This is a genomic window from Methylobacterium sp. CB376 (assembly GCF_029714205.1).
In the GTDB taxonomy this organism is placed as follows: Bacteria; Pseudomonadota; Alphaproteobacteria; order Rhizobiales; family Beijerinckiaceae; genus Methylobacterium.
This window is the reverse complement of sequence record NZ_CP121648.1, coordinates 5314861-5330398: the sequence shown is the minus strand read 5'-3', so window position 1 is coordinate 5330398 and position 15538 is coordinate 5314861. Positions and strand designations below refer to the sequence as shown.

General features: G+C 74.1%; 15 protein-coding genes. 1 reads left to right on the top strand and 14 read right to left on the bottom strand.

Going from position 1 to position 15538, the window contains the following annotated elements:
- Positions 1 to 116: 116 nt before the first annotated feature.
- The 4 genes from glgX to cobD form a co-directional block, all read right to left on the bottom strand.
- Entirely contained in the window at positions 117 to 2390 is a 2274-nt protein-coding gene (glgX, locus tag QA634_RS24495; protein WP_012334589.1) for a glycogen debranching protein GlgX, read from the bottom strand.
- Between the two features lie 149 nt (positions 2391 to 2539).
- Positions 2540 to 2794 (bottom strand): hypothetical protein, encoded by a 255-nt coding sequence (locus tag QA634_RS24490; protein WP_012334588.1) that lies wholly within the window; start codon positions 2792 to 2794, stop codon positions 2540 to 2542.
- 11 nt (positions 2795 to 2805) lie between these two features.
- Positions 2806 to 4107, bottom strand: a complete 1302-nt coding sequence (locus tag QA634_RS24485; RefSeq protein ID WP_012334587.1) for a capsule polysaccharide transporter — start codon at positions 4105 to 4107, stop codon at positions 2806 to 2808.
- Between the two features lie 207 nt (positions 4108 to 4314).
- Positions 4315 to 5304 (bottom strand): threonine-phosphate decarboxylase CobD, encoded by a 990-nt coding sequence (gene cobD / locus QA634_RS24480; RefSeq protein WP_012334586.1) that lies wholly within the window; start codon positions 5302 to 5304, stop codon positions 4315 to 4317.
- On the opposite strand from cobD, the gene cbiB reads away from it, so the two are divergent.
- Entirely contained in the window at positions 5303 to 6310 is a 1008-nt protein-coding gene (cbiB, locus tag QA634_RS24475; RefSeq protein WP_043701563.1) for an adenosylcobinamide-phosphate synthase CbiB, read from the top strand. The two genes, cobD and cbiB, sit on opposite strands and share 2 nt — an antisense overlap.
- A gap of 122 nt (positions 6311 to 6432) precedes the next feature.
- Here cbiB and QA634_RS24470 read toward each other — a convergent pair whose 3' ends face one another.
- The 10 genes from QA634_RS24470 to QA634_RS24425 form a co-directional block, all read right to left on the bottom strand.
- Positions 6433 to 6693: a hypothetical protein gene (locus QA634_RS24470; RefSeq protein WP_265576416.1), complete on the bottom strand. Its 261-nt coding sequence runs from the start codon at positions 6691 to 6693 to the stop codon at positions 6433 to 6435.
- Between the two features lie 152 nt (positions 6694 to 6845).
- Positions 6846 to 8183, bottom strand: coding sequence for an MFS transporter (locus QA634_RS24465; protein ID WP_012334583.1), 1338 nt, complete (start codon positions 8181 to 8183; stop codon positions 6846 to 6848).
- Between the two features lie 115 nt (positions 8184 to 8298).
- Entirely contained in the window at positions 8299 to 9252 is a 954-nt protein-coding gene (locus tag QA634_RS24460) for an efflux RND transporter periplasmic adaptor subunit (RefSeq protein WP_012334582.1), read from the bottom strand.
- A 28-nt stretch (positions 9253 to 9280) separates the two neighbouring features.
- Positions 9281 to 9484 (bottom strand): DUF1656 domain-containing protein, encoded by a 204-nt coding sequence (locus QA634_RS24455; protein WP_012334581.1) that lies wholly within the window; start codon positions 9482 to 9484, stop codon positions 9281 to 9283.
- The gene (locus QA634_RS24450; RefSeq protein WP_012334580.1) at positions 9484 to 11523 is read right to left on the bottom strand and encodes an FUSC family protein; all 2040 of its coding nucleotides are present in this window, start codon (positions 11521 to 11523) and stop codon (positions 9484 to 9486) included. Before QA634_RS24450 ends, QA634_RS24455 begins: the two co-directional genes overlap by 1 nt.
- A complete protein-coding gene (locus QA634_RS24445; protein WP_012334579.1) occupies positions 11520 to 11993 on the bottom strand; it encodes a MarR family winged helix-turn-helix transcriptional regulator in 474 nt (157 codons plus the stop codon). The genes QA634_RS24450 and QA634_RS24445 overlap by 4 nt, the downstream gene beginning before the upstream one ends.
- Before the next feature lie 188 nt (positions 11994 to 12181).
- A complete protein-coding gene (locus QA634_RS24440) occupies positions 12182 to 12922 on the bottom strand; it encodes a DUF1223 domain-containing protein (protein WP_012334578.1) in 741 nt (246 codons plus the stop codon).
- A gap of 7 nt (positions 12923 to 12929) precedes the next feature.
- Positions 12930 to 13934, bottom strand: coding sequence for a lipid A biosynthesis lauroyl acyltransferase (locus QA634_RS24435; protein WP_012334577.1), 1005 nt, complete (start codon positions 13932 to 13934; stop codon positions 12930 to 12932).
- Between the two features lie 101 nt (positions 13935 to 14035).
- Positions 14036 to 15058 carry a zinc-binding dehydrogenase gene (locus tag QA634_RS24430; RefSeq protein WP_012334576.1) on the bottom strand — a complete coding sequence of 341 codons (1023 nt, stop codon included), beginning with the start codon at positions 15056 to 15058 and terminating at the stop codon, positions 14036 to 14038.
- Between the two features lie 155 nt (positions 15059 to 15213).
- On the bottom strand, positions 15214 to 15495 hold the full coding sequence (locus QA634_RS24425) for an SH3 domain-containing protein (RefSeq protein WP_012334575.1): 282 nt from the start codon (positions 15493 to 15495) through the stop codon (positions 15214 to 15216).
- Positions 15496 to 15538 lie beyond the last annotated feature (43 nt).

Genomic DNA, 15538 nt, shown 5'->3' with positions numbered 1-15538 from the left:
CCGGGCTGCCGATCCGACTCGTTTCCCCGCCAAGTATATGCGCATCCACGCCGGTCGAGGGCCGGCGGGGCGCGCGCGACGGCGCGCCGCAACCCGGCCGGCGCGGGCCGGATGCCTCACCCGTCCTCGTCGGGCGGGAAGGCGACGGAATCCGAGGTCGCCCGCTCGAAGGCCTGGACCACGTGCTGGAAGGAGCGCCACGTCTCGCTGGCGTGGTCGGCCTCGTCGGGCCGGAGCACGAAGAGGAGCAGCGAGCGCCCGGTCACCTCGTAGGTCTCGCCGATCTCGAAGCGCTCGGCCTCCTCCGATTCCGGCAGGTTGGTGTCGATCAGGCGCAGCCAGGAATGGCCGCCCACCACCTCGGGCAGGGTGAAGGGCACGAGGTCGTGGTGGGCGTTGAGGAGGAGCAGCAGCGTCGCCTCCGAGCCGCGGCGGCGAAGGCCGCTCATCGGCGCACGGCCGTCGAGCAGCACCGCGAGCGCCCGCGCCTCGCCGTCGTTCCAGTTCTCCGGGGTCATCTCCTCCCCGGAGGGGGTGAGCCAGGTCACGTCCCTGACGCCGAGTTCCTCGTCGAAGGCGCCGGTGAGGAAGCGGCCGCGCCCGAGCATCGGCAGGGCCTTGCGCAGGGTGAGGAGGCGGCGCGCGAACTCGGCCTGCTGGCGCTCGTCCGGCCCGATCGCCCGCCAGTCGAGCCAGGAGATCTCGTTGTCCTGGCAATAGGCGTTGTTGTTGCCCTGCTGCGTGCGCGCGAACTCGTCCCCCGCCAGCAGCATCGGCGTGCCCCGCGCCAGGAACAACGTCGCCAGCATGTTGCGCATCTGCCGGAACCGCACCGCCCGGATCTCGGGATCCGCGGTCGGGCCCTCGACCCCGTAATTCGACGAGAGATTGTGCGAGTGACCGTCCCGGTTCTCCTCGCCGTTCGCCTCGTTGTGCTTCTCGGCGTACGAGACCGTGTCGGCCAGCGTGAACCCGTCATGTGCCGTCAGGAAGTTCACCGAGGCCCAGGGGCGCCGGCCGCGCTTGTCGAACTTGTCGGCCGAGGCGGTGAAGCGCGCCGCGAGGGCGGGCAGCAGGCCCTCGTCGCCGCGCCAATAGGCCCGCACGTCGTCCCGGAAGCGGTCGTTCCACTCCGCCCAGCCCGGCGGGAAGCCGCCCACCTGGTAGCCCCCCGGCCCGCAATCCCACGGCTCCGCGATCAGCTTCACGGAGTTCAGCACCGGGTCCTGGCGGCAGGAATCGAGGAAGCCGCCGCCCTCGTCGAAGCCGTAGGGTTCGCGGCCCAGGATGGTGGCGAGGTCGAAGCGGAAGCCGTCGACCCGCATCTCGGTGGCCCAGTAGCGCAGGGAATCGGTCACCATCTGCAGCACCCGCGGATGCGAGAGGTTGACGGTGTTCCCGGTGCCGGTGTCGTTGATGTAGTAGCGCCTCTGGTCCGGCAGCAGCCGGTAGTAGGAGGCGTTGTCGATGCCCTTGAAGGACAGGGTCGGCCCGCGCTCGTTGCCCTCGGCGGTGTGGTTGTAGACCACGTCGAGGATCACCTCGAGCCCGGCCCCGTGCAGGCGCGCGACCATCTCCTTGAACTCGGAGAAGGCGAAGTCCGGGACCGCGGCGTAGCGGCGGGCCGGGGCGAAGAACGAGATCGTGTTGTAGCCCCAGTAGTTCCAGAGGTCCTTCTGGCGCAGGTAGTCGTCCTGCACGAAGGAGTGCACGGGCAGGAGCTCGACCGCGGTGACGCCGAGGCTGCGGATGTAGTCGAGCACGGCGGGCTGGCCGAGGCCGGCGTAGGTGCCGCGCAGGCGCTCGGGCACGCCCGGATGCAGCTTGGTGAGGCCCTTCACGTGCGCCTCGTAGATGACCGTGCGGTCCCACGGCACGTCGGGCTTCTGGTCCCGGCCCCAGGTGAAGGCCGGGTCGATCACCCGGCCCTTGCGGGTGAAGGGGGCGCTGTCGCGGTCATCGAAGGTGAGGTCGTCGCCGCTCTCGAGCCGGTAGCCGAACAGGGCCGGGTCCCAGGTGATCGACCCGACCAGGGCCTTGGCGTAGGGGTCGAGGAGCAGCTTGTGGGGGTTGAAGCGGTGGCCCTCGTCGGGCTCGTAGGGGCCGTGGACGCGGTAGCCGTAGATCGTGCCCGGGCGCGCGTCGGGCAGGTAGCCGTGCCAGACCTCGTCGGTGTACTCGGGCAGGTCGACGCGCGCGATCTCGGTCTCGCCGGAATCGTCGAACAGGCAGAGTTCGACGCGGGTGGCGTGGGCGGAGAACAGCGCGAAGTTGACGCCGAGCCCGTCCCAGGTCGCCCCCAGCGGAAACGGCTGGCCCTCCCGGATCCGCGGGCGGCGCGCAACGGCGGGTTCCGGCAGGGAGGGCGTCGCGGGGCTGGTCTTGCTCATGGTGGGCGGGGATCCGTCGCGGGGGCAAAGCCTGACAGCACGCTGAACGCGCCGCCCGCCCCCCGGGTCCGCCAGGCCGGATTTTTTCCCCTGCGGCGCCTCCGGGCAGGCCGCCCCGCCGCAGGTGCTGCCTCAGGTCAGGTGCCGCCTCAGGTCCTGGCCGCGGCCGTGTCGATGGTGCGGCGGGCGATGAAGCGGGTGACCATCCCCTCCACCTCGCTGATCGTCTCCTCGATCAGGTGGAGCTGCAATTCGGTGCGCGGGTCGCCCCGGCAGAGCCCCTCGCGCGCCTGCAGCCGCTGCACCGCTTGGCGCACGACCTGGTAGACCGCCTCGCGCTCCTCGCGGCTCATCGTGGGCGAGATCGCCCGCGCGACGAGGTCGATGAAATCCGAGTCCGCCATCACCTCGGGCCTCAGATGTTGTGGTCCTTCACACCCTCGATCAGCAGGGTCGCGCTCCCCCAGGCGACGAGGAGGCAGAAGAAGATGACGAACAGCGTCTCGGGCCGCTCCGGCAGGGTCGCGTACTGGGGCTGCGCCGGCGGCACGAAGGTCGCGAGGTAGACCGACTGCTTGCCCGCCGCGATGCGGGCGCGCTCCAGCATGCCGACCGCCGATTCGTGCAGGCGCTCGGCCACGGTCCGCTCGATCACCAGGCGCTCGTATTCGAGCAGGGCCCGGGCGGCGTTCGGCGCGTCCCCCGCCATCGCGTCGCTGGTCAGGCTCTCCTGCAGGTGCTTCAATTGCTGGTCGAGGGCCGCGATGTTCGCGACGATCGCCTGGATCGAGCGGGATTTCTCGTCGAGGGAGGAGGACCGCAAGACCTGGAGGTCGTTCTCGAGCTTGATCTTCTCCTTCCGGAGTTCGATCATCGTGGTGTAGGTCGCCTCGGCCGACTTGATCGGGTCGATAATGCCCCAGCGGTTGCGGAATTCCCGCAGGGCGACGTAGGCCTGGGTGAGCCGGTCGCTCGCCTTCTGCACCTCCTCGCGGCTGTGGCGCAGCATGTCCTCCTGCGCGCGCTCCGAGATCCCATTGATCAGGGCCTCGGCCCGGCCGACGATGTGCTGCGCGATCCGCACGCCGTCCTCGGGCGTGAAGGCCGCGACCTTCAGGGTGATGATGCCCGAGACCAGGTCGATGCTGGTTTGGACGTGCTTGCGCCAGTACTTCAGCAGCTCCTCGATCGGCGTCTTGCCGGAGTAGCGCGCCCAGAAATCGGCCTCGCGGCGGGTGAACATGGCGCGCACGTCGAGGGCCTGCTGGGCGCTCTCCAGCATCGGCGTGCTGCGGATGTACTCCGCGACGATATAGGTGTCCTGGTTGTTGTTCTTCTGGATGAGCCCGGAGAACTCGCCGATCCTGACCTCGCCGAGCGGCAGGGTCTCGCCGCGCACGGCGAAGCGGCTCTCGACCACGTACTGGTCGGAGGCGAGCAGGAACAGGTAGATTCCTGACACGAAGGTCGGCGCGACGACGAAGATCACGAAGTTGCGCACGAGGCCGGCGCCGATGCGGCGGGGGCGCGGGTCGACCTCCGGCCGGGTGAGCCGGGTCCAGCGCAGCGGGTTGAGGAGCTGCAGCGCGCGGCGCGAGCGCGGCGCGTCGACCGGCAGGATCGTCTCGGCGTCCCGGCGCAGTTCGGGCAGCGAGCGCCGCGCGAATGCGATGACGCCGCCGAGCCTGTCGCGCCGCTTGACCTCGTCCACGCTCATCCCGTCTGGTCCCCGCTTCCGCTCGCCCGGCCGATCCTCGCCGTCCCGGACCCGCTCCTGCGGCCAAGCCGGCCTTATGCGGCCCAACCCTGGCGGGGGTCAACGAGGTGCGTCCGGGACCGGACGCGGGGCGAGGCCGGCCCTGTCGGCCGAGGTCGGGATCCCGGTTTTTTCGGCCTTTTTGATGGCGCCCGCGTGTCCGGCGTGTCACGCCAGCGCGCCTTCGAGCCGCTCCCAGGCGTCCGGCGCGGCGGGAAGGCCGAAGCGCAGCCGGCACGGCTGCTCCTCGAAGCGGCGCACGAACAGCCCCGCCCGGCCGAGCCGGTCGAACAGGGCCGGCGCGTCCGGGAAATCCGCCGTGCGGAACAGGGCGGTGCCGCCGACGAGTCGCCCGCCCGCGCGCGCGAGCAGCCGGTCGAGCCGCGCCGCATCCGCCCGCCGGGCCGCGGCGGCCTCCTCGCGCCAGCGCCGGTCGGACAGGGCGGCGATCCCGGCCGCGAGGGCGGGCCCCGACACCGCCCAGGGCCCGAGCGCCGCCCGCAGCCTCGCGGCGAAGGGGGCGGGGGCCACCGCGAAGCCGAGGCGCAGCCCCGCGAGCCCATAGGTCTTGCCGAAGGAGCGCAGCACCACGGCGCCCTCCGGCACGCCGCCGCAGAGGCTCTCGACCGGCTCCAGGTCGGCGAAGGCCTCGTCGACCACGAGGAGGCCGCCCCGGGCGCCGAGGTGGGCGGCCGCGGCCGCGAGGGCCGGGCGCCCCGTCACCCGCCCGTCGGGGTTGTTGGGATTGACCACGACGGCGACGTCGTGGTCGGCCGCCGCGGGAAGATCCGGCACGGTCGCGACGGCGTGGCCCGCCCGCCGCCACGCCGCCGCGTGCTCGGCGTAGGTCGGCCCGACCACCGCCACCCGGCCGGCCGGGCGCAGGTGCGGCAGCCACGCGATCAGCGCCTGGGTGCCGGGCGCCGCCACGATCTCGGCCGGGTCCGCCCCGTAGGCGGCGGCGGCGGCCGCGTCGAGGGCGGCGAGGTCCGCCGGGGCGGGCAGGCGGGTGAGGAGGCTGGCGTCGAGGGGCGGGCACGGATAGGGGACCGGGTTGATCCCGGTCGAGAGGTCGAACCACGGCTGGGGCGCGTCGGGGAAGAGCCGCCGCGCCTCGCCGAGGTCGCCCCCGTGCCGGATCCCCGCGAAAGCCCCCATGCCCGCCACGCTCCATCCGCCCGACAGCCTCCTCGTGCTCGCCCTCGCCCTCGCGGCGGAGGCGGCCCTCGGCTATCCCGACCGCCTCTACCGGGCCCTCGGCCATCCTGTCACCTGGATCGGGGCCCTGATCGCAGCCCTCGACCGGGGGCTGAACCGGGAGGAGGATCCGCCGGCCCTGCGGCGGGCGGCCGGGATCCTGGCCCTCGCCCTCGTGCTCGCGGCGACCGGCGCGGCCGCGCTCGCGCTGGCCCTGGCCGCCGCGGGGGCGGGGCGCTGGGCGGGACTCCTGGCCTGCGGCCTCCTGGCGGCGAGCCTGCCGGCGCAGCGCAGCCTCGACCAGCACGTCGCCCGCGTCGCCGAGGGCCTGCGCCGGGAAGGGCTGCCGGGCGGTCGCCGGGCGGTCGCGATGATCGTCGGGCGCGACCCCGAGAGCCTCGACGCGGCGGCGGTGTGCCGGGCGGCGATCGAGAGCCTGGCGGAGAATTTCTCCGACGGGATCGTCGCGCCCGCCCTCTGGACCGGGGTCGGCGGGCTCGCGGGCGGGGCGCTCTACAAGGCGGTCAACACCGCCGACAGCATGATCGGCCACCGCACGGCGCGGCACCGGGCCTTCGGCTGGGCCGCGGCGCGGCTCGACGACCTCGTCAACCTGCCGGCCTCCCGCCTCACCGCGGCGCTCATCGTGGCCGCCGCGGCCCTGCGGACGGATTGCTCGGCCGGGGGGGCGCTGCGGGCCGTGCGCCGGGACGCGCGGCGCCACCGCTCGCCCAATGCCGGCTGGCCGGAGGCCGCGATGGCCGGGGCGCTGGGCCTCGCGCTCGCCGGGCCGCGGGTCTACGCCGCGGTGCGGGTCGAGGATCACTGGATGGGCGACGGCCGGGCGGAGGCCGGCGCCGACGACATCGAACGGGCGCTCGCGCTCTATCGGACGGCGCTCGGGCTGCTCTGGGGGCTGGTGGTGCTGGTTCTCGGCACCTGGGCGTGGCGAGCCGCCGGGCCGTGAGCGCGCGAGGGGCGGGGTCATGCCACATCCGCTTGGTCCCTTCGGGATGGCGGATGTCGTCGCCGCTCAGGCGCCGCGCGGGATTGGGATACGGGATCCGCTGCGATCAAGCGGAGCCCGGATCACCCGTCGGGATCGAGACGTCCCGGGCCCTCGGGCTCCGGTTCCGCGAGGATCCGCCCTGCACGGTCCCGCATCGCGCGCGCCATCGCGCCGAGGGCCGGGTCGTCGAAGCGCGGGCCCGGCAGGCGCGTCGCCAGGAAATGCGCGATCAGGCGCGCCTGGGCTGCATCGCGGGCGCGCTTGAGCGGGGCGCGATCCTCAGAAGACCTGCTCGGCATCCGCGCGTTGGCGAGCCTGCTCGCCGCTCCACGCGATGACACCGCGCATGCGCGTCTCGCCGTCCGGTCGCCCGTCCATGTCGGGGACCGGGCGGCCGAGCGCATCATCGATGCCGCATGCAAGCGATTGCGAAAACAGGGATCATCCCTTCGCGGGCCGGTTCGCGTCCGAAAAGGGATAACGGGGCGCCGCCCTAGCGGCGCGCCAGGGTCGCGGCGGGCGCCGCCTCGGGGGCCGGGCGGCGCAGGATCGCCTGCGCGACGAAGACCATCGCGGCCCCGACGAGCAGGCAGGCGGCCAGGAACAGCATCGGGGTGAGGTCGCTGCCGCTGCGGTCGCGGATCCACGGCACGGCGTTCTGGGCGATGAAGCCGCCGAGATTGCCGACCGAGTTGATCGCCGCGATCCCGGCCGCCGCGGTGGCGCCGCGCAGGAAGGTCGGCGGCAGCGACCAGAAGACCGGCTGGCCCGAGAAGATCCCGGCCGCCGCCACGCACAGGCAGACGAATTTCAGGGCCGAGCCCGGCACCACCACGCTGAGCGTCAGGGCGAGCGCCCCGACCAGGGCGGGGCCCGCGATGTGCCAGGTCGTCTCGCCGGTCCGCGCCGCGTGGCGCGGCACCCACCAGAGCGCGAGCCCGACCACCGCCCAGGGGATCACGTTGAGGAGGCCGTTCACGGTGTTGGAGACGCCGAAGCCCTTCACGACGGTCGGCAGCCAGTAGCTCAGGCCGTAGGCCGCGAGCGGGAAGGCCACGTAGAGGAGCGCGAGGATCATCACCCGGCGGTCGAGCAGGATCCGGAACGGGTTGGAATGGTCGGTATGGGCCGTCGCGGCGGCCTCGCGGGCGAGGGCGTCCGCCAGCCACCTCTTCTCCTCGGCCGGCAGCCAGCGCGCCCGCTCCGGCCCCTCCGGCAGGATGAAGAACACCACCACGGCGAGCAGCAGGGCGGGGACCCCGGTCGCCACGAAGACCCATTGCCAGCCGCGCAGGCCGAGCAGGCCGTCGAGGTCGAGGAGCGCGCCGCCGATCGCCGCGCCGATCATGTTGGCCACCGCACTCGCGATCATGAACCAGCCGACCATCCGGCCGCGGTGGCTCTGCGGGAACCACAGCGTCAGGGCGAAGAGCACGCCGGGGAAGAATCCCGCCTCCGCCACGCCGAGCAGGAAGCGCAGCACGTAGAACATCGCCGTGCCCTGGGTGAAGCCGAGCAGCACCGTGATCAGGCCCCAGGTCGCCATGATGCGGGTGAACCAGAGCCGCGCCCCGACGCGCTCCAGGATCACGTTGGAGGGCACCTCGAACAGGAAGTAGGCGATGAAGAACAGCGACGCCCCGAGCCCGTAGGCGGCCTCGCTGAGGCCGAGATCGCCCACCATCTGCAGCTTGGCGTAGGAGACGTTCTGCCGGTCGATATACGCGATGAGGTACATCAGGCCGAGGAGCGGCATCAGTCGGCGGGTGATGCGGTCGAGCGCGCGCGCGCCGAGCGCGTCGGACGCCGCCTGCGGCGCGTCGTGAGGCATGGGGCGTCCCTCCCGGACCGTTGTCCCGAGGGGGCGACGAGCGGCCGCACCCCCCCCTTTTGGGTTGAGATGCCGCCTATGCGAGAAGGCCTAACCCGTCAACCCTTCTCGCCCGTCAACCCTTGCGGCTGGTGGCGAGCGTGCTCCGGAGGGCCTGCCAGCGCTGCCAGAGCCCGTCGAGGGGGCGCGGCTCGCCCTCGCCGCGGCCCCGCACCACCACGGTCGCGGTCCGCCCGACGGTCAGCTGCGCCAGCGCCGGGGACGGGTCGAGGGTGACCCGCACCGGCACGCGCTGGGCAAGCCGCACCCAGGCGAAGGTCGGGTTCACGTTGGCGAGGAGGTTGGCCCCGGCGCTGCGCTCCCGATCCTCGATGCCGGCCGCCACGCTCTCGACGCGCCCGGCCAGGTCGCGGCCGCCGCCCATCAGGTGGATGCTCACCGGGTCGCCGACCCGGATGCGGTCGAGCTTCGTCTCCTCGAAGTAGCCCTCCACGTGGAGCGTGTCGCGGTCGACGAGCGCCAGCACGGCCTTGCCGGTGGCCACGTAGCTGCCGGGGCGCAGTTCGAGGTTCGAGATGCGGCCGTTGACCGAGGCGCGCACCTCGGAGCGGGCGAGGTTGAGCTTGGCGAGGTCGCGGTCCGCCACCGCCTGGTCGTAGGCCGCGCGGGCACCCTGCTCGGTGGCGAGCGCCTGTTCGAGCCGCTGCTGCGACACGACGTTGTCGCTGAGCTGCTGGTAGCGGGCGAGGTCGGCCTCGGCCTGGGTCAGCGTCGCCTTGCGCCCCGCCACCACCGCCTCGGCCTGGCGCAGGGCCAGGGTGAAGCGCTCCGGGTCGATGCGGAACAGGAGGTCGCCGCGCTTCACCTCCTGGTTGTCCTTCACGTCGACGTCGCGGACCAGCCCGGACACGTCCGGGGCGACGCCGACCACCTCGGCGCGCACGCGCCCGTCGCGGGTCCAGGGGGCCTCCAGGTAATAGTCCCAGAGGGCGGCGCCGACCACCAGCGCGACCAGGACCAGGAGGCCCGTGACGGCGAAGCGGCCGAGGAAGGCGAGGAAGCGGGTCATGGCGGGACTCGGCGGGACTCGGCGGGACTCAGGCGAAGCGCGGGGCGAGGGCGACCACGGCGCCCAGGCAGGTCACCGTGAGGGCGGCGTCGAAGAGGGGGCGGTGCCAGACGAGGCGGTAGAGCCCGGCCCGGGCGATGAGGTGGCGCAGGACCAGGCTGAGCGCGAAGGCGATCACGGCCTGGACCAGGAGCGCCGGCAGGAAGACGCCGTAGAGGTCGAGATCGGGCATCAGGCGGCCTCCGGGAGGGAGAGGCGACGGCGGGGTGGTCCGTAGGGCGCCGCGTCGGGGAACAGGGCGCGCCGCAGGCCCGCGAGGCCGAGCAGGGCGTCGCGCCGCCCCTCCGGCCCGGGATCGGCCCCGATCCGCTGCAGGGCCGCGTCGATCTCCACGAGGAGCATCGGATCGGCCGTGTCCGGGCCGCCGCGATAGTGGCGGGCGACGCCGTCGAGCACCCGGTCGAGGGCGGCGACGTGGTCGGCCGGGAGCCCGTGGCGGGCGCGCCGCAGGAAGACCAGCACCATCCCGACGCGCAGTTCCGCCAAGGTGTCGACCCGGCGCAGCGCGCTGTCCGGCGCCGCGGCGGCGATGCGCGGCACCAGCAGCCCGAGGCGGTCGAGCATCAGGGCCGCGAAGGCGACCCGGTCGCCGCGCCCGCGCCGCGCGGCGGCCCGGGCGAGGTCCCGGCGGCTCGCCCGCAGCAGGCGCCACCCTCCCTGCTCGGCGCCGATCGACCGGGTCAGGCCGGTGACGAGAGCGGCGATCCAGATCCCGGCGATCAGCGCCACGCTGGAATTCACGAAGGCGGCGAATTCCGCATCGTACCTGTCCTGGATGGCGAGGAGCGCGTTGCCGTTGACCCCGAGGGCGATCCCGGCCGCGGCGGTGCGCGGATGCGCCATCAGCAGGCCGCACAGGAGGAGCGGGGGACCGACGGCGAGCGTCAGCATGACGAAGTCGTGGACCCGGGGCAGAACCCCGAACAGCAGCAGGCCCGCCGCGACCGCGCCCACGGCCGACCATTGCGCGAAGCCGAGGATCGAGGGGGTGGGGTCGTCCTGCGCGGCGAACAGGCAGCAGAGGACGAAGCCCATCATGGCGGCGGTGGCGCCGTCCGGCCACGCCGTGGCGATCCACAGGCCGACGCAGAGTGCCGCCGAGACCAGCAGGCCGAGGACCGAGCGCAGCGCCATGCCGTGGTCGCGGTGGCGGGGCGGGCGGGCCGCGAACTCGCCCCCGTGGGCGAGGGGCGCGGCGAGCGGGCCGCCGCCGCGCGCGATGTGCCCCTCGAGGGTGCGGCAATCCCGCGACAGGGCGACGAGCTCGCGCAGCCGGTCGAGCAGGCTCGCCCGCACCAGCAGCGTCCAGTCGGGATCGGCCGGCAGCCCGCGCTCGGCGGCCTCGATCCGGGCGGTCAGCGCGGCCATGCCCTCGGCCGGTGCCCCGGCCTCGGACCACGCGTCGAGCGCCGCCATCAGGTCGCGCAGGTCCGCGGTCAGGCCCGAGACGGCCCGCAAGGCCGCGATCCGGTCGGCCAGGGAGGAGAGCACCGGCAGGAGCAGGAGCATGCGCGCCCGCAGCGTCGCCACCCAGGGGGCGGCGGCGGCCTGCCGCGAGGTGTCGTAGGCGAGGTGGGAGGCGAGCACGTCGATCTCGCCCGCGTCGGCCGCGAGGCGCAGGCGCCGGGCGCGCACCTGCGGGTCCTCGGCGGCGCCCGAGAGCACCTCGGCGGTCCAGCGCCCGGCCTCGCCGAGCCAGGCCGCGATGCGCTGCGCCACCACCGGCGCGACCGATTGCGGGACAACGAGGCTCGACACCAGGGCGGCGCAGAGGATGCCGAGGGTGATCTCCTCGGCCCGCGCCACCGCGGTGTCGAAGATCGAGCCCGGGTCGGTCACCGCCGGGAAGCCGATCAGGGCCGCCGTGTAGCCGGCGAGCATGAACAGGTAGCTGCGCGGCGTCCGGTCGAGGAGCGACAGGTAGAGGCAGCCGGCGGTCCAGAGGGCGAGGGCGGCGGTGAGGAGTTCCGGGGCGTCGACGAGGTTCGGCACCAGGGCGACCGCCGCCGCCACGCCGATCAGGGTGCCGCCGACCCGGTAGAGGGCCTTCGAGCGGGTCGCCCCCGACAGCGCCTGGGCGGTGATGAACACCGTCGCCATCGCCCAGTAGGGGCGGGGCAGGTCGACCCAGAGGGCGATCCAGAGCGCGAGCAGGGCGGCGCCCGCGGTCTTGCCCGCGAAGAGCCACGCGCGCCAGCCGGGCAGGGTCATGAGGCGGCCCTCGCGGCGGGCAGGATCGCCGGGCCGAGCCGCTCGCCGGCGCCCTCGCGCAGGGCGCTCAGCACCCGCAGGGTCGCGCGCAGGTCCTCGTCCGGCACCTCGGCGAAGAGGCGCCCGCGCAGGCGGTCGAACTCCGCCTCGATCGCGCCGACCCGGGCCCGGCCCTCCTCGGTGAGGCTGATCACCTTGGCGCGCCGGTCGGTCGGGTCCTCCCGCCGGGTCACCAGGCCTGCCTCCTCGACCTGATCGAGCAGGCGCACGAGCGTCGGTCCCTCGACGCCGAGCGCCTCGGCCAGGGCCGATTGGCGCGGCTCGCCGCCGAGGCGCCCGACCATCAGGAGCGGCAGGGCGGTGGCCTCGGTGAGGCCGAAGGCGGTGACGACCTCGTCGGCGGCGCGCCGCCAGGCGCGGCCGGCCCGCACGAGGCCGAGGGTCAGGGTCTGGAGGAGCATCCGGCGCATGGCACCTCGCTGCGACGGCCCGGGCGACCGTTGCGGAGGCCGATAAGTAGGGTCCTAACGATTGCGCGGCAACGACCGGGTCATGCGCTGCGCGCCGCCCTCACCGGAGCCGGGCGACGTCGCATGCGCCGGCGGAAGGGACGGGCCGGCCCGGGATCCTCGGGCGGCGATCGGCGCGGCCGGCCCGCTCACAGGCCCGGGCCCTTGGCGGCTCCCAGGATCCGCCCCGGCCCGCCATACTCGGCCTGCAGCACCAGCACGTAGGAATCCGCGTCGCCCGAGGCCTGGAGCAGGCCGCGCGGCACCTCGTAGCGGGCGGGCGCGCCGGTCCAGTGGCCGACATGGTGCATGCCGCGCACCACGTTGCGGTAGGTGACGGTCTTGCCGCGGTTCTCGCCGCGCGCGATGGCGACCTCCCGCGAGCGGGACACCGGCAGCAGCCACAATTCGGCGGTGCGGCCGGCATCCGGCGCCGCCCCGACCTCGATCCGGATGCGGTCGTCCTCGACCACGGAGCGGATCGGCACCGGCAGGCTCACGGCCGTCCCGGGATCGCGGATGGTGTGCTCGAGGGCGCTGCGGTCGGAGCCGACCACCGCCGAGGCGCCGTTGATCACCGCCTGCGGCGTGTAGACCTGCCGGTCGCCGCGCACCCCCGCATAGGCGCGCTGGCGCTCCGTGAAGGCCGCGTGGGCGAGGGTGTCCTTCCAGCCGAGATAGTCCCAGTAGGTGACGGGCAGGCTCAGGGCGATGACGCTCGGGTCCCGCGACAGGTCCCCGATGATGCGGTCGGCGGGCGGGCAGGCCGAGCAGCCCTGGCTGGTGAAGAGTTCGATCACCGCCCGCGGCTCCTCGCCCGCGCCGGCCGGCGGCGCCCCGGTGAGGAGCAGCGCCGGGAGAAGCCATCGGAGAACCGCCGCGCGCGTCATGCGATCATCAAGCCCCCGTGATCGGCCCGACGGAAGTCACGTTAGCTTGAGCCGGGGCCGAGGACACGCCCGGCTGCTCCGTGCGCGGCAGCATCGCGGGCCGCCAGCGCCGGTGCATCCACATCCACTGGTCGGGATGCTCGCGCACCCATCCCTCGATCACCCGCGTCATCGCCTGCATGGCGCCGCGGACGTCCACCGCCCCGGCGGCGTCGCGGGGCAGGTCGAGGGCCGGGGTGAGTTCGAGCCGGAAGCGGTCCGCGCCGAGGCGGATCACCCGCACGCCGTGGACCGGGCACTCGTAGTGGCGCGCGAGCTTGGCCAGGAGCGGGTTGACCAGGACCGGCCGGCCGAAGAACTCGACCACCACCCCGCGGGTGAAGTGCTGGTCGACCAGCATCCCGAGATGGCCGCCGCGCTCGACCACGCCCTGCATGGCGAAGGCGGCGCCCGGGCCCGCCGCGGTGAGGCCGCCCATCGTGGCCCGGCGCACCTCGGCGACGAGGCGCTTGGCCGCCGGGTTGTTGGGCGGGCGGAAGACCGCGCTCGCCTCCAGGCCGAAGCGCGCCGCGCAGATCGCCGGCAATTCCCAGTTGCCGAGGTGCGCGGAGAAGATCAGGCCCGGCCGGCCGTCGTCGCGCAGCGCGAAGAAGTGCTCGATGCCCTCGACCTCGATCCGGCCGGGAGCCGGGGCCTGCGGGTCGTAATCGAAGATCTCGCCGAGATGGGCGTACTCGGCGCCGGTGCGGCCGAGATTCTCCCAGGCCCCGCGGGCGAGGGCGGCGATCTCCGCCTCGCTGCGCTCCGGAAAGGCCTGGCGCAGGTTGTCGAGGGCGGTGCGGTGCGCGGGCAGGCGCGGCCCGAGCGTCCGGCCGAGCCAGGCCCCGAAGCCGCCCGCCCGCCGCGGCCCGAGCAGGCTCGCGATGCCGAAGAGCAGGCGCACCAGCGCGATCATCGGCCATTCGGCGAGGCGGGAGGCGGTGCGGTACAGCCTCAACTTCAGGCGCAGCACGGGGGAACTCGCAGGTCGGGGCGGCGGGACCGGCCGGTGCCTGTCCGCCGCACGGGCTCAGAGAGGGGCGGGTCGGGCGCGCGGAAGACGCGCCCCGGGCCTCACAGGGTGGCGATGATCTTGCCGAAAACCTGGCGGGATTCGAGCCGGGCGAGCCCCTCCTCGAACCGCGCCAGGGGCAGCACCGTGTCGACGACCGGGGTCAGGCCGGCCGCCATCTTGGCCAGCGCCTCCGCGATGTTGGCGAGGCGGCAGCCGAACGAGCCGGTGATCCGGTACTGCTGCTGGAAGAGCTGCATCAGGTTCATGGTGGCGGAGACGCCCGAGGTCGAGCCGCAGGTCACCAGCCGCCCGCCGCGCTTCAGGCAGAGCAGCGAGCCGTTCCAGGTCTCGGCCCCGACATGCTCGAAGACCACGTCGACGCCCTTGCGCCTGGTCAGCCGCCGCACCTCGCCCTCGAAGCGCTCGCGGCGGTAATTGATGACGTGGTCGGCCCCCAGCGCCCTGGCCTTCTCGCCCTTGGCGTCGTCCCCCACCGTGGTGAAGACCGTGCAGCCGATCGCCTTCGCCATCTTGATCGCCGCGGTGCCGATGCCCGAGCCGCCCGCATGGACCAGGATCGACTCGCCCGGCTCCAGGCGGGCATTGTCGAACAGCATGTGCTGCACGGTGCCGAAGGCGATCGGCGCGCAGGCCGCCTCGACGAGGCCGACCCCCGCCGGGACCGGCACGACGAGCCGGGCCGGCATCACCACGCGCTCGCGCGCGAAGCCGTCGATGTGGAAGCCCATCACCCCGCCGACCTCCTCGCAGAGGTTGTCCCGGCCCTCCCGGCAGGCGCGGCAATGCCCGCAGGTGAGGGCGCCGTAGAGGGCGACCGGGTCGCCGGCCCTCAGCCCCGCCACGCCCTCGCCGACCGCCGCGACCTCGCCCGCGGCCTCCGCCCCCACGGTGAGCGGGAGCCGCCGCTTGGCGAAGGCCATGCCGCGGAAGCCCCAGACGTCGATGAAGTTGAGGCCGACCGCGCGGATCCGCACCTCGACCTCGCCCGGGCCGGGCGGGGGCGGCGCGTCGACCTGCGTCAGGCGCAGGTCGCGTTCGCCGAAGATCTGAAGGGCTTGCATGGTTCTGCTCGGGGTGGGGGCGAGGCCGGGCGCTGGGCCCGGGATGGAGTCCGGTGCGGGCGGCGCGGCGGCGCCGGGGAGCCGCGCCGCGGGGTGTCGGGAGACGTCATGGCCATCGGCCGCAGGATCCCGCAACGCGGCGCGCGAGGCCATCCTCACTCCGGCGCCAGGAACTTGCGCCGGGCCCAGCCGACGATGCGGCCGTACTTGACCCGGCACCACGTGCGCCCGCTCGGCGTGTCGGTGGTGCAGCCGAAGCCGCGCAGGCGCGCGTCCCAGGGGGCACGGCCGACCGCCGGCGCGGCGGCGTCGGGCGCCTCGCGGATGCTGAGGGAATCGCCCGGGGGCACGTCGTCGACCCGGAACGTCTCGGATTGGGCGAGGGCCGCTCCGGTCGCGAGGACGAGAGCGGCCGCCGCCAGGCGGATGCGGCGCATCGCGCGAGGTCCCTGATTGCGCGCCGTCATCGGCGCAACCCGC

Bases quoted from the DNA above. Each gene is read 5' to 3' on its own strand.
- QA634_RS24450 (WP_012334580.1), bottom strand. From the start codon at position 11,523: ATGACCCTGCCCGGCTGGCGCGCGTGGCTCTTCGCGGGCAAGACCGCG.
- QA634_RS24460 (WP_012334582.1), bottom strand. From the start codon at position 9,252: ATGACCCGCTTCCTCGCCTTCCTCGGCCGCTTCGCCGTCACGGGCCTC.
- glgX (WP_012334589.1), bottom strand. From the start codon at position 2,390: ATGAGCAAGACCAGCCCCGCGACGCCCTCCCTGCCGGAACCCGCCGTT.
- QA634_RS24490 (WP_012334588.1), bottom strand. From the start codon at position 2,794: ATGGCGGACTCGGATTTCATCGACCTCGTCGCGCGGGCGATCTCGCCC.
- QA634_RS24455 (WP_012334581.1), bottom strand. From the start codon at position 9,484: ATGCCCGATCTCGACCTCTACGGCGTCTTCCTGCCGGCGCTCCTGGTC.
- QA634_RS24430 (WP_012334576.1), bottom strand. From the start codon at position 15,058: ATGCAAGCCCTTCAGATCTTCGGCGAACGCGACCTGCGCCTGACGCAG.
- QA634_RS24425 (WP_012334575.1), bottom strand. From the start codon at position 15,495: ATGCGCCGCATCCGCCTGGCGGCGGCCGCTCTCGTCCTCGCGACCGGA.
- QA634_RS24440 (WP_012334578.1), bottom strand. From the start codon at position 12,922: ATGACGCGCGCGGCGGTTCTCCGATGGCTTCTCCCGGCGCTGCTCCTC.
- QA634_RS24445 (WP_012334579.1), bottom strand. From the start codon at position 11,993: ATGCGCCGGATGCTCCTCCAGACCCTGACCCTCGGCCTCGTGCGGGCC.
- QA634_RS24465 (WP_012334583.1), bottom strand. From the start codon at position 8,183: ATGCCTCACGACGCGCCGCAGGCGGCGTCCGACGCGCTCGGCGCGCGC.
- cobD (WP_012334586.1), bottom strand. From the start codon at position 5,304: ATGGGGGCTTTCGCGGGGATCCGGCACGGGGGCGACCTCGGCGAGGCG.
- QA634_RS24485 (WP_012334587.1), bottom strand. From the start codon at position 4,107: ATGAGCGTGGACGAGGTCAAGCGGCGCGACAGGCTCGGCGGCGTCATC.
- cbiB (WP_043701563.1), top strand. From the start codon at position 5,303: ATGCCCGCCACGCTCCATCCGCCCGACAGCCTCCTCGTGCTCGCCCTC.